General features: G+C 41.4%; 15 protein-coding genes, 1 tRNA gene and 1 pseudogene. 4 read left to right on the top strand and 13 right to left on the bottom strand.

The window, feature by feature from the left end; genetic code table 11:
- Nucleotides 1-168: 168 nt before the first annotated feature.
- Complete coding sequence (locus ABDW16_RS17045) at nt 169-612, top strand: GNAT family N-acetyltransferase (protein ID WP_343671319.1); 444 nt, start codon at nt 169-171, stop codon at nt 610-612.
- A 73-nt stretch (nt 613-685) separates the two neighbouring features.
- Here ABDW16_RS17045 and ABDW16_RS17040 read toward each other — a convergent pair whose 3' ends face one another.
- The 5 genes from ABDW16_RS17040 to ABDW16_RS17020 form a co-directional block, all read right to left on the bottom strand.
- Entirely contained in the window at nt 686-1549 is an 864-nt protein-coding gene (locus tag ABDW16_RS17040; protein ID WP_343671317.1) for a DUF6048 family protein, read from the bottom strand.
- Nucleotides 1509-1985 carry a DUF6452 family protein gene (locus ABDW16_RS17035; RefSeq protein ID WP_343671315.1) on the bottom strand — a complete coding sequence of 159 codons (477 nt, stop codon included), beginning with the start codon at nt 1983-1985 and terminating at the stop codon, nt 1509-1511. Before ABDW16_RS17035 ends, ABDW16_RS17040 begins: the two co-directional genes overlap by 41 nt.
- Before the next feature lie 132 nt (nt 1986-2117).
- On the bottom strand, nt 2118-4994 hold the full coding sequence (gene uvrA, locus ABDW16_RS17030; RefSeq protein WP_343671314.1) for an excinuclease ABC subunit UvrA: 2877 nt from the start codon (nt 4992-4994) through the stop codon (nt 2118-2120).
- Nucleotides 4995-5394: 400 nt separating this feature from the next.
- Nucleotides 5395-6657, bottom strand: a complete 1263-nt coding sequence (gene fabF, locus ABDW16_RS17025) for a beta-ketoacyl-ACP synthase II (protein WP_343671313.1) — start codon at nt 6655-6657, stop codon at nt 5395-5397.
- Nucleotides 6658-6875: 218 nt separating this feature from the next.
- Complete coding sequence (locus ABDW16_RS17020) at nt 6876-7955, bottom strand: fatty acid desaturase (protein ID WP_343671312.1); 1080 nt, start codon at nt 7953-7955, stop codon at nt 6876-6878.
- Between the two features lie 199 nt (nt 7956-8154).
- Between ABDW16_RS17020 and ABDW16_RS17015 the strand changes: the two genes are divergently transcribed.
- Nucleotides 8155-8243 (top strand) — tRNA-Ser (locus ABDW16_RS17015).
- A 253-nt stretch (nt 8244-8496) separates the two neighbouring features.
- Here ABDW16_RS17015 and ABDW16_RS17010 read toward each other — a convergent pair.
- From ABDW16_RS17010 to ABDW16_RS16985, 6 genes are all read right to left on the bottom strand, one after another.
- Entirely contained in the window at nt 8497-10167 is a 1671-nt protein-coding gene (locus ABDW16_RS17010) for an NERD domain-containing protein (RefSeq protein ID WP_343671310.1), read from the bottom strand.
- 301 nt (nt 10168-10468) lie between these two features.
- A complete protein-coding gene (locus ABDW16_RS17005) occupies nt 10469-10768 on the bottom strand; it encodes a helix-turn-helix transcriptional regulator (protein WP_343671308.1) in 300 nt (99 codons plus the stop codon).
- Nucleotides 10769-10779: 11 nt separating this feature from the next.
- A complete protein-coding gene (locus tag ABDW16_RS17000; RefSeq protein WP_343671306.1) occupies nt 10780-11310 on the bottom strand; it encodes a hypothetical protein in 531 nt (176 codons plus the stop codon).
- Nucleotides 11311-11883: 573 nt separating this feature from the next.
- On the bottom strand, nt 11884-12879 hold the full coding sequence (locus ABDW16_RS16995) for a Fic/DOC family N-terminal domain-containing protein (protein WP_343671304.1): 996 nt from the start codon (nt 12877-12879) through the stop codon (nt 11884-11886).
- A gap of 643 nt (nt 12880-13522) precedes the next feature.
- A complete protein-coding gene (locus ABDW16_RS16990) occupies nt 13523-13735 on the bottom strand; it encodes a hypothetical protein (protein ID WP_343671302.1) in 213 nt (70 codons plus the stop codon).
- Between the two features lie 56 nt (nt 13736-13791).
- Nucleotides 13792-14178, bottom strand: coding sequence for a DoxX family protein (locus ABDW16_RS16985; RefSeq protein ID WP_343671300.1), 387 nt, complete (start codon nt 14176-14178; stop codon nt 13792-13794).
- A gap of 108 nt (nt 14179-14286) precedes the next feature.
- Here ABDW16_RS16985 and ABDW16_RS16980 point away from each other — a divergent pair, with 108 nt between their 5' ends.
- On the top strand, nt 14287-14625 hold the full coding sequence (locus tag ABDW16_RS16980; protein ID WP_343671298.1) for a helix-turn-helix domain-containing protein: 339 nt from the start codon (nt 14287-14289) through the stop codon (nt 14623-14625).
- 75 nt (nt 14626-14700) lie between these two features.
- Here ABDW16_RS16980 and ABDW16_RS16975 read toward each other — a convergent pair whose 3' ends face one another.
- Nucleotides 14701-14946, bottom strand: coding sequence for a hypothetical protein (locus ABDW16_RS16975; RefSeq protein ID WP_343671296.1), 246 nt, complete (start codon nt 14944-14946; stop codon nt 14701-14703).
- A 54-nt stretch (nt 14947-15000) separates the two neighbouring features.
- Nucleotides 15001-16785, bottom strand: a complete 1785-nt coding sequence (locus tag ABDW16_RS16970; protein ID WP_343671294.1) for a hypothetical protein — start codon at nt 16783-16785, stop codon at nt 15001-15003.
- 340 nt (nt 16786-17125) lie between these two features.
- Between ABDW16_RS16970 and ABDW16_RS16965 the strand changes: the two are divergent.
- Nucleotides 17126-17339, top strand: a pseudogene (locus tag ABDW16_RS16965) (hypothetical protein); the annotation flags it as partial.

Here is a 17339-nt window from a genome sequence, read left to right as displayed (position 1 = left end):
GGTTAAAAATCCGTTTACGATGCATACAGGTCACTTAGGTTATCCTCCCCTTTTCCTGCCTTTAGGATCGCTATACTTGATCGCTAAGGCTCGTCAAAGATAAGGAAAGGTGTGGCAATTGGTAAAATGATCCTTGTAACTTGCACTCATCTATTTAAATTTGTCAGCATGATACAATGGTTTACCAAATCCTTTGAGGAATTAACGAATAGCGAGTTATATGCCATCATGCAGGTACGTTTCAATGTGTTTATTATTGAGCAGAACTGTATGGCGGAGGACCTGGATGATTATGACCAGAAAGCCCTGCACCTGTTTGGGGTAGACGATGGGAAGGTTATGGCGTATACCCGCATTTTTGGCCCGGGAAAGAAATATGAGCAGGCGGCGTTTGGCCGGGTGCTAACGGCGAAGGAGGCACGGGGGAAAGGAGTGGGTAAAGAGCTGATGAGGCGTACGCTGGAGGTGATAGAACAGCATTATGGCAGGGTACCGGTGAAAATTAGTGCACAGTCGTACCTGTTGAAGTTTTATAATGAACTAGGGTTTGAGCAGGTGAGTGAGGTGTATGATGATCATGGGTTGCCACATATTGATATGATACGGCCTTAAAAAAAGTGGGTCATTGTCTTCTTTTCCGTTACGATGGCTAGCACCTTAAAATAAAATAGGGGAGTCTCCTCCCCTATTTCTTCTGATCTCTTGGTACATGTACCTTTACTTTATACATGGGTATCAGGTAAGATACTGTATAGGTCATATCAAACTGTGATCGTTTTGACCCGCTTCCAAACCCCGGAATTACGATAGGTGGAAATGCTTTACTTGCACTGCTATGGAGCATGATTTTCTCTCTCACCCCCCATCCCAGGAATAAATTCTTTGCTGCTTCAACTCTCAGGCCAAATACCAGTTCGATCCAGTGGGCGGTCATACTTGTTTTGGGATAGCTACCGGTAGTAGATGCATCCCAGTAGTCACTGGTGATCCGGTAGGTGGGTACTTCGTATGAGTTATGTGCAAAACCGTAACGGATACCTCCGTAGAGCATATTCTGTTCAGTGGTTTCTTTCTTTTTCATGAGGTCATAATCGATACCGATGGTGCTGTAGATACCGTTTCCTTTGTAGGTGTAATCGGAATCGCTGTGGGAGGTACGGTTCCAGCCGGTTTCGATGGCACCATATATTTTCTGGCCAAGGCGTACATCGGCTTGTACGGTGATGTCTGTTCTGTAAGGCTGGAAATACAGGAGGGCAAAACGGCTGATATCCAGGCCGATGCGGATGCCGCCGTTAGAGAGGTAGATGCTGTCTGCTATTTTGGCTACAACCGGTTTGCCTTTGGGGGCAATGGTATCTTTGGCTGATTTGCCTTTGATAATAGCGGTATCTTTTGCTGATTGAGTTTTCAGCACAGCATTTGATAACGGCTTATGAGCAGTATCCTTAACAGGCGTGGGAAGCGTATCCTTCTTCACCTGTGCCTGCGCGGCGACCGCGAACAGGCTAATAAATAAAGTATAAAGAAACGTTCGTAGTATTATCACTTGTTACCTCCCGGTTATTAATTTTTAAAGCGTCGATGGTATGATAGGTGGTTATCACCGTATCCAGTGTGGAGAAAGTAGCGAATCCACAACCTGCTGATACAAAGTGCGGGGTGCGTGTATACCTGAAGGTCAGGGTATCTGCCACGGCGGCGGAGTCCAGTTTCAGGTAGTATTGACAGGTATCATGAAGTGGGTCGAGCTCGAAATATACACTGGATCTGGCTTCGCTTTTGACCAGGGTGTCTTTGCCGAAGGCATAGAAGACCACTTTGGGCCAGGTGGTATCTTTATCGATGTATCCATCCAGTGAGTCTTTTCTAAAGTTAATACCAAGGTCTGCAAGCAGGGTTTGATCACAGCTCTTGGTCTCATCCTCACAAGCCGCAAATACTGCTATGAGTAGGAGGGCTATAATGCCGGAAATATATTTCATGCCTATTGGTTATAACAATTCTGGAGGCGAAGATAATGACTTAGCGGGTAGAATCTGTTTTCCCCGGAAACAAAAAATCGCTTTTGCCCATGGCAAAAGCGATTTTTTGTAGTGGCTTGCAACCGGTTTTTATTATCCTTTCAGCTCCTGTTTCAGGAACCTCGCGGTATGGCTCTCCTTACACTCACTCACCTGTTCCGGTGTTCCCGTACACAATATCGTACCTCCACCAGCACCTCCTTCAGGTCCCAGATCAATAATATGATCCGCCATCTTGATCACATCCAGGTTGTGCTCAATCACCAGCACGGAATTTCCCCTGTCCACCAGTTTGTTTAGTACATTCAGCAACAGCTGAATATCCTGGAAGTGCAGGCCGGTAGTCGGTTCATCTAAGATATAAATCGTCTTCCCGGTATCTTTTTTAGACAATTCGGTGGCCAGTTTCACGCGCTGGGCTTCCCCACCTGACAGGGTCACGGCAGATTGTCCCAATGTGATATACCCTAGCCCTACGTCCTGCAATGTCTTGATTTTCCGATAGATATAATTTACGGGCTGGAAAAACTCAACTGCCTCATCTACCGTCATATCCAGTACATCAGAGATAGATTTGCCTTTGTACCTGATTTCCAATGTTTCACGGTTGTACCGGCGGCCATTACATTTCTCGCAATGTACATATACATCAGGGAGGAAGTTCATTTCTATGACTCTCATCCCCCCGCCTTCACAAACATCGCAGCGACCGCTTTTCACATTAAAGGAGAACCGACCTGCATTATAGCCCCTGATCTTTGCCTCCGGCACCTGTGAAAACAGGGTACGGATGTCTGTAAAGAACCCGCAATAAGTGGCTGGGTTACTACGCGGCGTACGACCGATGGGTGATTGGTCGATTTCGATGACCTTATCTATATTTTCCAGGCCTTTGATGCTTTTGTAAGGCATGGGGTCCTGTTTGGAATCGTAGGCGTGCTGACTTAGAATAGGGTACAGCGTTTCATTGATGAGGGTAGACTTACCACTACCAGATACCCCTGTCACACATATAAAGGTACCCAGTGGGAATTTCACGCTCACATTCTTCAGGTTATTGCCGGTGGCGCCTTTTAGTTCCAGGTACTTCCCGTTGCCCTTGCGCCTTTCGGCAGGGATGGTACCTGCCTGGTTGCCATTCAGGTAACCGGCGGTAGGGGTATTGAGTTTCAGGATTTGTTTGGGTGTACCCTGGGCAATGATCTGGCCACCGTGTACGCCGGCACCCGGACCTATGTCTACCAGGTGGTCGGCATGGAGCATGATATCTTTATCGTGTTCCACCACGATTACGGTATTCCCCATTTCCCGGAGGTTGCGGAGGGCGTCGATCAGCTGCATGTTATCACGCTGGTGCAGACCGATACTTGGTTCATCCAGGATATAAGTGATGCCCATGAGCTGGGAGCCGATCTGGGTAGCGAGGCGGATACGCTGGCTTTCGCCACCGCTCAGTGTGCGGGTAGCACGGTTGAGGGTAAGGTAGGTGAGTCCTACATTGAGCAGGAAGCCTAGTCTTTCCCTTATTTCTTTGAGAATATCTTTGGCGATGGTGTTTTGTTTATTATCCAGTCGCTTTTCGATGTCTTTGAACCAGGCAGCCAGTTTATCGAGGTCCATGTTGCCCAGTTCGGAGATATTCTTTTCATCTACCTTGAAGAAGAGGCTTTCCTTTTTGAGGCGGGAGCCGTTACATTCAGGGCAGGTATGTAGTTTCATGAAGCTTTCGGCCCAGTTGCGTACAGCGTCAGATGAGGTGTCGTTAAAATAACGGCGAACGGTGTTGATGACCCCTTCGAAATCTGCGTTGTAATCATTTTCGCCCTTATCCCCGAATTCCATATCCATTTCCAGGCTACCATTTTCATCTCCAAAAAGGAGGAGGTTCAATGTTTTCTGGGGCAGGTTACCGATGGGGGCTGTCAGGGAAAACTTATGTTTTTTGGCAAGTTGTTGTACCTGTTTAAAGGTATAAGTATCCCTGGCTTCGCCGAGTGGGGCGAGGCCACCGTCATTGATAGAGACATTTTGATCAGGGATCACGGTGTCCATATCTATCTGGTAGATGGTGCCGAGTCCTTTACAGCGGGGGCAGGCGCCATAGGGAGAGTTGAAAGAGAAGGTGTTTGGAGAGGGCTCTTCGTAGGAGAGGCCGGTATCCTCACACATGAGTTGTTTGGAGTACTGGCTGACTTTGTTGGTGTCATGGTCCATGATGAAGAGGAGGCCTTTTCCCATCTGCAGGGCTTTTTGGATGCTCTGGCTGATGCGGGTGCGGGCGTCGTCCTGTACTTGCACCCGGTCTACTACCAGTTCTATGTCGTGGATTTTGTAGCGATCCACCTGCATTCTTTCTTTCAGGTCGAGTATTTCTCCGTTCACGCGTACTTTGAGGTAGCCTTGTTTGCGGAGTTGTTCGAAGAGTTCGCGGTAGTGACCTTTACGCCCACGGATGAGGGGGGCGAGGATGACGAGTTTCTTTTTCGGGTAGTTTTTAAATACGTGGTCCATGATTTCTTCTTCGGAGAAGCGGGTCATGCGTTTACCAGTATTATAGGAGTATGCGATACCTACGCGGGCATAGAGCAGGCGGAGGAAGTCGTAAATTTCGGTGATGGTCCCTACGGTAGAGCGGGGATTTTTGTTAGTCGTTTTTTGTTCGATGGAGATAACGGGCGACAGGCCGGTGATTTTATCCACATCCGGGCGTTCCATATCGCCGATGAACTGGCGGGCGTAGGCAGAAAAGCTTTCCATGTAGCGGCGTTGGCCTTCTGCGTAGATGGTATCGAATGCCAGGGAGGATTTTCCGCTGCCACTGATGCCGGTGATGACTACCAGTTTGTTTTTAGGTAATGTGAGGTCCAGGTTTTTGAGATTGTGAACCCGGGCGCCAAACACAGCTATTTGATCATCTGCCGTTGCCGGTGTGAGGACCGGCGTCGATGCATTCTCTTTCTTCTTTGCCATATTTGATTTGCGAGCCTTTTTGGGCTGGTTAATTTGATACTAAGCTACGGCATAATTTGTGATTTTGCTAAAAATTTTAGTGAAGAGTTTGGAGAGGGGTAGTCAGGATTCGGTGAAGAGTCACTGTTAAAAGATCACCAAAGGGTCACCAAAAGGGCACTTATATATCGAAGGGATATTGAGGTGCCCTTTTGGTGATCTTTTGGTAGCCTTTTGGTAGTAAGGTTAGAGTATAGTTTAATCGAACAAGCATCGAAGAAGCGTCGAACAAGCGTCGAAGAACGCTCGAACAACGCTCGAACAACACTCGAACAAGCGTCGAAGAAAAGGTAAACTTAGGGTGCCATAAAAAAAGGCCGCATCTTGTGGATGCAGCCTTTCTATTATCATTATGCGTCAGTTACGCATTATATTTCTTAAACACTACAATTGCATTGTGACCACCGAAGCCGAAAGTATTACTCATCGCAACATTCACTTCGCGTTCCTGTGCCTTACCGATAGTCAGGTTCAGGTCGGTTGGGATACCCTCACCCAGGTTAGTGGTATTAATAGTAGGCGGAATCAGGTTATGCTGGGTTGCCTTGATACTAGCAATTGCTTCGATAGCACCGGCAGCACCGAGCAGGTGACCTGTCATAGACTTGGTCGCACTGATGTTCAGTTTGGTAACGTGGTCACCAAATACGCCCATGATACCTTTCAGTTCGCTTGCATCACCGAGAGGAGTAGAAGTAGCGTGTGCGTTGATATAATCAACATCTTCAGGTTTCAGGTCAGCGTCTTCGAGGGCACGTGTCATACCCAGGCGTGCGCCCAGACCTTCCGGGTGGGTCGCCGTCAGGTGATAAGCATCGGCACTCATTGCGCCACCTACCATTTCAGCGTAGATTTTAGCGCCTCTGGCTACTGCATGTTCGTATTCTTCGAGGATGATAGCACCAGCACCTTCGCCCATCACGAAACCATCGCGGTCAGCGTCGAAAGGACGGGAAGCAGTGGTAGGATCTTCATTGCGGGTAGAGAGGGCTTTCAGCGCGTTGAAACCTGCGATACCCGCGCGGGTAACAGGGGCTTCTGAACCACCGGCTACGATAGCATTGGCCTTACCCAGGCGGATAAAGTTGAAGGCGTCTACCAGCGCACTGCTGGAAGAAGCACAAGCAGATACTGTACAATAGTTTACGCCCATGAACCCATATTTCATGGAGATCTGGCCGGCAGCGATGTCGGAGATCAGCTTAGGAATAAAGAAAGGATTGAACTTAGGTACGAAGTTGGCCTGAGCGAATTCTACAATCTGGTCTTCGAAGGTCTGCATACCACCGTTACCGGAAGCCCAGATTACACCAATCATGGTTTTGTCAACACCTTCCTTGTTCAGGCCGGCATCCTCAACAGCTTCCTGGGCTGCAACCATTGCGTACTGGGTGAACATGTCCATTTTACGGGCATCTTTCTTATCCATGTACTTTTCTATGTCAAAACCTTTCAGTTCGCATGCGAATTTGGTTTTAAACTCTGTAGTGTCGAATCGTGTAATAGGACCGGCACCGCTGGTCCCTGTTTTTAGGCTATTCCAGAAAGTGTTTACATCATTTCCGATAGGCGTCAAGGCCCCAAGCCCCGTAACCACAACCCTTTTTAACGTAACAGTGCGCATATTGCTTTGAACTTTAAAATCGAAAGTTAGAGCGCAAATTTAGGCACTTATTCTTATGATTACGCATAATCATAAGAATTATATAATATAATGGGGAAAGAAAAAGGGAAAGTAAAGGGCTGGGAGGCGGCAGATGGCCTCCCGTAGTGCATTTGTTGGGAATGATTTGATAAAAATTTGTCGGATGAATGATGAGTATCAGGCGGTTTTTATCTTTTTTAGGCGACCGCTACCGTAGCTGACCCCAATGTTGCCAGGTCAATTTTCCTGGTCCGCTGCCTTAAAAAAGCCATGATTTCCTCGTCCGAGCTGAAGCGGTTCCCGATATTCACAAAGTGTTTTGCCAGCAGGTCATATCTTTTTGTCATCAGCCACAGCCATACGTGCAGAAAGTGAATACCGTCAAATACGATCGCTTCATTCTCAATATATTCATGTAATGTTTTCCTGAAATAATGGGGATGTTCGGTCCAGTGCATGTTTGGTTTGATATGATGACTGATGTGGTAGCCATCGTTCCAGCATTTGTGGTTATACTTTGTATTAATACAGGTAATGCTGTTTTTATAAGCATTATCTGGGTCTAAAGGGCAGATGAAAGCATGTTGTGCCCAGTTACCCAGCATCATAATAATCCGGGAAATCACAAATGGCAGGATAAACACGACCAGCGTAGCCGGGAAATTTACAAAAGACAAGCCTACACACATTAATATATATAGCATTTCGCCTCTTACAGATCGAACCAACAATTTTTTACGGTTCTTTTTAATGAAATACCGGGCCAGGTGTACAATCCCTGCAAAGAAAAAACTACCTAAATACTGGCTAAAGTCCCGGAAGGAGTCCCGCTGAAAGGGCATGGTACAACTATCATCATCTGGCATATTGTTTTCAGGATGGTGCATGCCGATATGGTGACTATAGTATGTTTCAGGTGTCTGACCAAAGAGGGGGCCGATCACCCAGGGGAGGTAATGGTTCAGTAAACCGTATTTCTTTTCAAAGAATGCCCGGTGGCTGGTGCAGTGAAGCATGAGGCCAAAGGGGCCTTTGTACCTGAAATTGTTCAAAAAGGTAAAGGCGCCGGCAGCTATCCACCATACGAGGTCTGGTACTGGCAGGAATAATAAGATGGCCAGTGGCAGCAGGGTGAGGGTAAGTTCGATGGTGAGGTAGAGAAAAGGAAGGTCGCGTTCGTCACGGATCATCGATTTCAGAAATTGCCGGAATTTTGAAATGGGTTTGTTGGCCGCTGTGTAAACAGGGTCAGTAAGTATATCAGTGAATACTTTCATTAGTTGTAGGTTTTAAGTAAGTCGTTGGCAAATTTGTTCGCATTGGTATTAACAAGGTAAAGTATTAATCCGGGAATAAATTGGGAGGCGGATTATTTATGAATATTATAACGAATAGAAAAATTTCTACTTTTTTTCAATTGCTTTTGGAGAATTAGGAAATATTATTATTTTTGCAACCCCTAACGGGGAATTTTTCGGTGAGATGCCTGAGTGGCCGAAAGGAACGGTTTGCTAAACCGTCGTACGGGTCAAACTGTACCGAGGGTTCGAATCCCTCTCTCACCGCGAAAAAGCAAAACCTGCTCTATGAGCGGGTTTTGCTTTTTTAAAGAATATTGATAACTTCCTAAGTTGTTTGTTCTGAATTCTTTTGGTGTTCGAAATCTAAATTTGTTATATCATCCAACCATAAACTTTTTCGTTGATGTCCTTATCTTTACTATGATGTCCATTTGAAGTTAGTCCCAATTTTATACCTTCCTTTTTGCAAAATTTCTCTTTTTTATTACATACTAAACCCAAAATCAACGGCAGCCATCTAAAAATACGTCATCCGGTTACCAGTTGGATAAGCCTGTTCCATGAAGCGCATAAAAGAAAACTGGGCATACAGATAGGTCAAGGAGTTATTTTGTCTGAAGGCTTCTTTTAATTCTTTCTTTTTGCGATGATGATATTCAGTAATTCTGTCGCGTAGGAAATAACGTTCAGACCTCAATTGCGGATAATATTCAATAAAGAAATTGAGATTAATCAGTGTAAGCGGATTGATTTTTATGAACGAATTTTGAACTTCTGAAATAATGGCCTCGAATTGTTCATCAAGAAAGGTATTTACCCCAGAAATATCCAGAGACGGTTCTGTGTAAACAATTATTGGATAAATCCTGAATTTACTTCCAAGTGATTGGAGATACCGGATTTGACTTTTTAGCTGATAAATCCCCTTGTTCTTTCCTCCAACGGATTTCTTCTCATTGGCAAACTGATCCTGAAGGAATTGCTTGAATCTTTGCGTGTCAGCTCTATCTACTACTGTTCCATGTACTCTTGTTGATTTGACTTCAATGACAAATACATCTTTGTTATTCTGTAAGATTAGAATGTCAGGATATTGAGGGTCATCATTGTCTGTCTTAATACTGTCGTACTTGTGCGTGAATATTTTCCTGATTAACTGCAGCATGATATACTCTTCAAAAAAACACTTTCCAATTATGCCCAGATATACGTTATAATCTTTAATGCCATGATTTTTATTTAGCGAGGTGACTTTATAGAAATAATAGATGAGACTTACATCTGTTAGATTCGAGACGAAATCAAAATCGAGAACAGCTATACCTTCCGAAAAACGGTAAAATGGTTGGTTAATGAGTGCAAAGGATTCGCCGGAAAATACATTGTCGGATGTAGAATTTGGATCATAGACAAAAGATTTGAATACGAGTTGTAATGTTCTATCAGTTATGCAGAACCGGGGATTCTTGTCATGCTCAAAGCTATTATAAGAATTGATTATTGTTTCTACGAATATAGAATAGAAATTGTAGGGAGATGCTACATTAAATGCGTCGGAAAATTCCTTTAAAAGCTGCGGGCCGTATCGCTCTTCTATAAAACGAAAGAATAAAAATGCTTTCAATGCATTAACTCCATACATGTTAGATTTTTTTCTAGCGAACTCCTGCTGAAATAATTCGAGCTTCCAAAGAAATTCTAATGACAATAGATTTTTATTATCGGCGCGGTTATAATATTCATCATTAATGGCAAGGATTGCGTCGAACAGTGCCATTTGCAAAAGGTCTTCATTTTCTTCATTGATATTGTCCATATCTTTTATAGGCCTGTAGCGGGCAATTAGTTTTGCCATCAGGTTCACGATAGCCTGCGAAGTGAAAACCACAGTATACTTTCCTTGATGAGTTGAAAATATTTGAGTTAAACGTTCATAAGCCGATTTGTGTATTTTATTAAATACAAAACGAAATATTTGGGTATCAATTTGATTGGGACTGCCCTGGCATTCAAAAATGATAGCATTTATTCTTGAGAGTATGATGATCAATACATCGGTAGGATATTCGAAAAGCTGTTCGATCGGATCTCCAGGAGCGGACTTGCCATAAAAATTACTATAATCGACTACTCCAAAAAGTGAGAAGGTATAGTTTTTTGATTTGGGAAAAGAGCTAGATTTTTTCATGTCATGTAATTCGAAATGCAATAACCAAAGCAATTCTTTAGTTTTTAATCTATCCTTAAAACATGTACATGAAGAAATACAAATTAGTCTTAATCTTCTTCAAAAGAACGGCTATGACTATCCAATTTATGAAATAATTTAATTGGGGTTTTCGAGTTTGCGTCTAGCAGGAAGCAGGGGAGCTGATTGAAACTTTTAACGAAGAACTAAAGAAAGAAAAGCCAAAGTTATCAGTGCTTAAAAATTTATGGAGTTATATTGCATCTATAATTTTCACAATAAACTATTACCTCAAGGCGTTTCAGGCAATTTGCTTTCTTGTCTTTTTATGTAAACGTTGGCTGGAAATATGGATAATTGGTTCACCGAGTTCAGCTTCTAATTTTGCTAATGTCATTAAAGTGAAATTATGATTCCCTTTTAACCACTTATTAATCTCAGAGGCTTTCTTCCCCATTCTTCCTGCGAGGTCTTTCTGTGTATATCCTTTTGCCTGCAAAATCTGTTCAATCCTTATAACAATATCTGTATATTGTCTTACAAATATTCTTACCTCCGCCGGTGTTTCTTCCAGAATTTGTTTTGCTACTTTACTTCGCATACCAATAATTTTTATAAAATGATTTCCTCCCCACTATCATCAGCTCGCATTTCACTCTTCTTTTGATCAATGAAGATTTCCTTATTCAGTAATGCTTCTTCTATCCTTCTTGCAAATTGGCAAGCTTCCCGCCATTTCAAATTCAGATCTCTGCTTGCTTGGTTTGTTAATGCTGATTTCACTCCGCCGTTAAATAATACTACTAGATCGGAGCGATTATTTACTCTTAAAGAGTATAATCTTAAAGGAAAATTGGGATAAAAAAATGTAATCTCGCCTAATTTTGCTTTCCCTTGGTTGGGTAAGCCAATCACTTCATTTTCAAATCGATTGAATAACAAGTCAATTGCTCCGTAATCATTCCCAATGCTATCCAAAATAAAACTTAATAGTATTTGTGTAGGTTTTTTAAGCTCGGGAATGGCGGAGTATTTTTTAAAGAATTTATCCGTTTCCGAATTCTTAGCTCCTTCCTTGCGTACTGTATAAAATGTACACTTATCTGTTTCATCGTCCCATTTTTCTAATACAAAGCTATTCACTTATAAGTTAATTTGCAAGTTTAATTTTAAATCAAAATATTTAACACAAAGCATTAATTATGAGTAATTAATATATTTATATTAATTGCTCACTTTCATGACAAATCAGAATCATTTCTATTACAAAAGAATATTTACATTCTTCAACAGTTTTGATCTACATTATAATTGCATAAGTGGCTCCAAAATAATAAGGCCATTGAATAAATCAGTAATTTAAAATTGGCTGTTTAATAGTCGCCTCAGAACATAGTGGATTGAAATAGGAGAGTTAGAATTGGGAATTTAGACATCATTTATAAATAGGGTAATAAAAATATTTACTGAATATCTATAATTCACAATTGCAAATCAGTGATAAATTTCACTAATCCATTGGCAAATTTTAGATAAATCCTCCGAAAACAGGTTCGAACTTCGTCCCTTGTAGTCCGCAAAAAAGCAAAACCCGGTCATAGAGCGGGTTTTGCTTTTTTATGTATAATCATGAATTCCTAACTTGTTTGTTTTCAACTACATTTAAGTTCGAAATCAATTGAACTTTCTGATGTAGCAATTCCCTGCTAATGTTAATTAATTTTTTAGCAATGCAAATAAGTTTGTGTTGATATACAATATTTCCTTCCACACACGCCTGGATTCTAATATCCCTATCTTTTCCAATCCTTTCAGATACTTAGATGCAGTAATTCTTGATACACCTAATCGCTCAATCACATATTCAATTCTACAATAAGGCTGTTCAAATAATAATTCTACCAACTCTTTATTGTATAGCTTTTCAGCCTCAAGTTTTATTTTCTCCTGTGTGGCAATAAATAACTTATTAATCTCTTTAATCTGATTAATTGTTTGCTTTGCAGTTTGCTCGATTCCGTTCAGGATATACAGAATCCATTCCTCCCATTCTCCACTTATGCGCACTTTCTGTAACAGTCTGTAATAATCAGGTTTATTCTTTATTATGAAATCACTCAGATATAATATCGGACTATCAATTAATCCATGAATGATCAAATAAAGAACATTGATGATTCTTCCTGTGCGACCATTACCGTCATAGAAGGGATGAATACTTTCAAACTGATAATGTTGCACTGCCAGTTTAATTAGGGGAGAAAGATCGCCTTTATCATTTAAATATTCTTCCAGGTTTTTCATCAGCTTAAGGATAGTATCATAGTCATCAGGGGGAGTATAAATAACTTCTCCTGTCGCTCCATTACGCAATGCTGTTCCTGGTAATTTACGTATACCTGCATTATTCTCTTCCAGCTTTTGTTGAATACTGACAATGGAGTTGGTATTTAAAAAGCCTTTCTGCCTGATAAAACTGAATCCATATAAAACTGCTTCCCGATAGCGAAGCACCTCCTTCGTTGCCGGATCAATTAAGGATATATCAGCAGATAATGCCTGGTAAAGTTTATCCTGAGTGGTAATAACATTTTCAATCTCTGAACTGGCACTTGCTTCTTTTAATATAACTGCATTGAGCAAAATATTGGGGTTGGGTAAAATATTGACCAATCCTTTTAATTCAGCTAGAGCCACTGACGAATTAACCAATTGCCTTAATATAGGCAGGGTTTATATCATCGTTCTTTGTGGAGGCAGTGGAATAAGATCATTATATGGCTTATCAGGTTTCATACATAGAAATTATACATGAGGCACTTGTCATGTAAAGATAATTCAATTTTTTATACATGACAACAATTGGGCAAAGAAAAATTACAGTTAAACAATTCACTATCAATTATATAATACTATTATCAAATATAGATATAGGATAGCAAGAGGCTGATATTTTTAGAAGGTGATATGGTAACGCTGATGTTTCGATATTAAACCAAGTATACCCTAAGATGTAAATAAAATTTGAGCGTTATCTGGCTTTCAACAGATTTTTAATTTCATTTCACCAATAAAGTTGTGAATCTCAGATAAATCTTCTGTAAACTGGTTCGAACTTCGTCCCCCGTAACCCGCTAGATCAAGTAATTAAAAATAAAAAAAGCCTGTAAAACGTAGTGTTTACAGGCTTTTGTTTTTTACGGATTTTACAAAAAGACTCAAATTTCCTTTCGGTAAATCCGCAAATGGCGAAAAAAAAGACTCACCGAAAAGTGTTTAATTTGTTGTAAGCCAACATATTTAAATGCTGAATATCTTGTCTGTTTTACGCTTCGATCCTACATTTATTCACCTTTTAAAATGTAGTGAGATAATGGACAAAAGTTTCGGGTTGCTTTTCTATCTGAAGAAGCCCAAGAGGTACAAAAAAGAACCATGGTAGCGCCTTTACCGAAAAACTGACTTTATAAGCTCCTTCATTAACTTTCCATTCAGATGATTTAACAAAAGTAAATGCAGATAAGCAAAGTACTGCCGCTGCCCTAGCGGGACAAAAGATTTTTTTCATGTTTATTTTTTTGGGGATGTCATTTTGTAGAAGAGGGAAGCGCTAAGCAGTGGGTATTATTGGTGCTTTTTTTGTCTACCCCAGGCAATGAGTATGGCAAGAGCGATAACAAAAATATTAAAACCAATATCTTTTGCTTCGCCTCTTGAAATGTGAAAAATACATGCGGCTACCATCAAAGTAATCGTCCCGTATGCTGCATATATTGTTAATTGGGGTTTAATGCGTAGTAACGCTGGCAGTATTATTCCAACTCCTGCCAGTACATCAACAATACCCGTAATTAAAGCAAGATTAGGGTTGTCCTTTATCCAGGGGAAAGGTAAACTGCCGGGGCGAAATATTTTCATAGACCCTGCCCAAATGAAGATGGCGGCTAAAAGGGCTTGTGCAATCCAAACAATAATGTTCATTGTTTTCGATGTGTTTTGTTCTGTTGCCATAACTTTTTTCTTGTTGCAGCAAATCTATTTACTTTTGCTATCCAAATGATATTACTTCCTGTTTGGATAGCGCTATCCAAATGGAAAGTAAAGTAAAAACGGAAAGAAATGTTGTCAAATCCAGGTTGTCCGAAAACAATGCTTTCTATCAAAGATGCTCTTGAAGCTGTTGAGGGAAGATGGAAATTGCTTATTTTGTTTTCATTAGCAGAAGGCCCTAAAAGGTTTAAGCAGATATCAAAAGAAGTCACCGGAATTACTGATAAGACATTGTCCAGGGAGTTAAAGAGTTTGGAGGCAAATAAACTTGTCCGCAGAGATGTATATGATACTTTCCCGCCTACAGTTGAGTATTCAATAACACCACACGGATTGTCGCTTGAAAAAGTGTTAGACGAACTTCATTTTTGGGGTCTTGCCCATCGTAAGAAAGTTATCGGAAAATGATTGCCTGGTCCGTTTGTTTGGTATTGGATAAACCACATCAGCATGCGACATACATCTGCCTTTTGATAATTATTATCAAAAAAATACTTTCATGCTTCTGATGTATTGCCGCCTAAATTTTTCTGTTGTCTCCTTATCTGCTTTGCAAAGCTTTGCCTTCTTTTGTTGCGGGGAATCTGTATCGCCATCTTTTTCATCTGCTCTGGAAATTGTAAGCACCTGCAGGGTTTCTTCCTCAGCGTACGTAAGCCCACGTAGCAGGCCGGTCAGGTAGTACTCAGCAATGAGAGAACTACAACCAGTCGAAAAGTTGGCCTCCATAGCCCGCCGAAATTTAGAAAGCCTCCAGGTGAAAGTCTGGAGGCTTTTTTACCTTTACTTCACTGATATCTTCCCAACAGCAATCTTTGTTTTACCAAACATCCTATCTGAGCGTCCTACCAGGTACAGGTCATTTCCCAATACAACGCCTTTCCTTGGCATAGCAGTAGGAATTTCCCTGTTATTGAAAATCATTTTACGGCTAATCTTACCTGTCAGTTCATCAACAGTAATGATAAAACAATCTGATTTACCAAAGCGCAAAACAGACTTCACCTTCTGCCCGGATTGAGTCACACCGGCATTTTTAGGATTATCATTCAGCACAAGGTGAATGTTATCGCCGGATTTGATCACACCAAATCCTGAATAAAATGGCATTTTCAAAGAGGAAAAGAAACTAAACCCGCTGATTGTTGCGCCACTTCCCGTTGACGTTGAGCCAACGGCATAGCGTTCGCTTTGCGCTTTAGGTACTACCTGTAACCAGTCAATTTCGCCCTGGGGAGCTACTTTACACATCAGCAGGTCTCCGCTTGAATATACCCTGTAGGTAGTGTATGTCCAGCGTCCGGGAGCCCCATTTGTACCTGGTGTGAAATATGAAGATGTGTAGGTATAGGTATCAAAAGATTCAGCCAGGATCATCAACCCACCATCTGAGGAGTAGAAGATCTTTCTGAACTGCATGTAGCGGGAGAAACCCTCTCCTTCTTCCTTACCGTCCTGTTTAGTATCTTTTGCGTTTTCTTTTCCTGCTTTGGCTGATTTACTGTCTTTGCTTTCTTTATCTTTTTTATTCTCTTTAGTTTCCTTACCATCTTCCTTATCATCATCTTCTACATTATCATCATTAGACAACATGGCATCATTGATGGCTTTATCGAAGGTGGAAATTACTTTCCCGGTATTGACATCGATCCTTTGTACCAGCAGCCCGTTTACTTTCCGGCTTTTCTTTTCATTGCTATAGAATGCCGCCAGTATCAGGTCCTGGTTCTTTTCCTGCAGCAATTTGGTACTACTCAGCCATTTACCGTTAACGGTTGTATTAATTTCTGATTCCTGTTTGCCGGCTTCATTATACACACGAATATTGTAATGGTTAAAGTCGAGGAACTTTTCCTTTTTCCTTTTACCTTCTTCATATTCATAGGTACGACCTACCAGGATTACCTTTCGGTTGATGGTATAAATTACATCTTCCAGCTGGTATTTTTTGGCTTCAAATTCATTTGAGATAACGACAGGTTTAGCGCCCTTTAGTTTACTGTCGAACTCCTGCACCTTGTACTCGTTCCTTTCTTTTCCCTGCACACTGCTCACAAGCACCATCTTTGTGCTGTCAGTATTGTAGGTTAGTTTGAACTCAATCTTATCCTTCTTTGACTCCTGCTGTAAGGATGCCAGCCGTTGCCATCTTACAGTCAGGTCACCGGATGCCTTATTCACTTTTGCTGCGAATAATTCAAGCATTCTGTCTCCTCTGCTATAATTGGATGCAATGATGTAGAGGTCATTCCCTAAAGGGAAAAATTGTTCAAATTCTTTACCACGCAGATCCTTGTTGTAGTTGTAGCGGTAAATTTCTGAAAGGTTGGAGTTCATTTTTATAAGTGTCCCCGATTCTCTGAAGGTAGCGCCCACCACAAAGTAAGATTTCATTTTAATGTGGGCTTCCTCCAGGTAGATACCAGTATTGTCGGTGCAAATAACTTTAAGGTCTGTAGAGCCTTTTTTAAGTTTGATGTCCTCTCCCCATTTTACGGAAGACTTTTGCTGGGCTAAACTGGAAATGCTGATTGAAAGTGTTAACAGGTAGAGATAAATAAATTTCATGTGAACAGGTTAATTAAAAATGTGGGTGCAATGATATGATAATAAACGGGGATATAAAATGATTTTAGGCGTGCGCTTTAAAAAATCCGGGGAGGTTTGGTGCCAGGCAGGAAGCCCGCGTGTGAGGATCTAAATCTTATGGCTACATCCTGATAATCAGAGATGATGATGAAATATGCAATTTTTTAATTTATATTTCTATAAAAAAATATAAATTCGCAGCGCTGAAATTCCCGTCTACCCATATCTGGGATACACACGTTACCCACTCAGGCCTATCATTTTAAAATTTACTGTAGTCTGCTCTATTTATAACCATTATCTGTAAAAACAACCTCCTATGACCAAAACCCGGTATGTAAGATTGGCTTTAACTGCCTTATGCTGCTTTTTCAGTTTATTTACTTACGCTCAATGTAGCCTGGTTGGCTGGGCCAGCCAAAACGGCGGCGTAACAGGTGGTGGAACCGCCACTCCCACAGTTGTAAGTACCTATGATGCACTTAAAACAGCAATTACTTCTTCGAGTGTAAAAGTCGTGCACATATCCGGCA

Source organism: Chitinophaga sp., assembly GCF_039596135.1.
Lineage (GTDB): Bacteria > Bacteroidota > Bacteroidia > Chitinophagales > Chitinophagaceae > Chitinophaga.
Note: the sequence above shows the minus strand (reverse complement) of the source record. Positions and strands in the feature narration are given on the sequence as shown.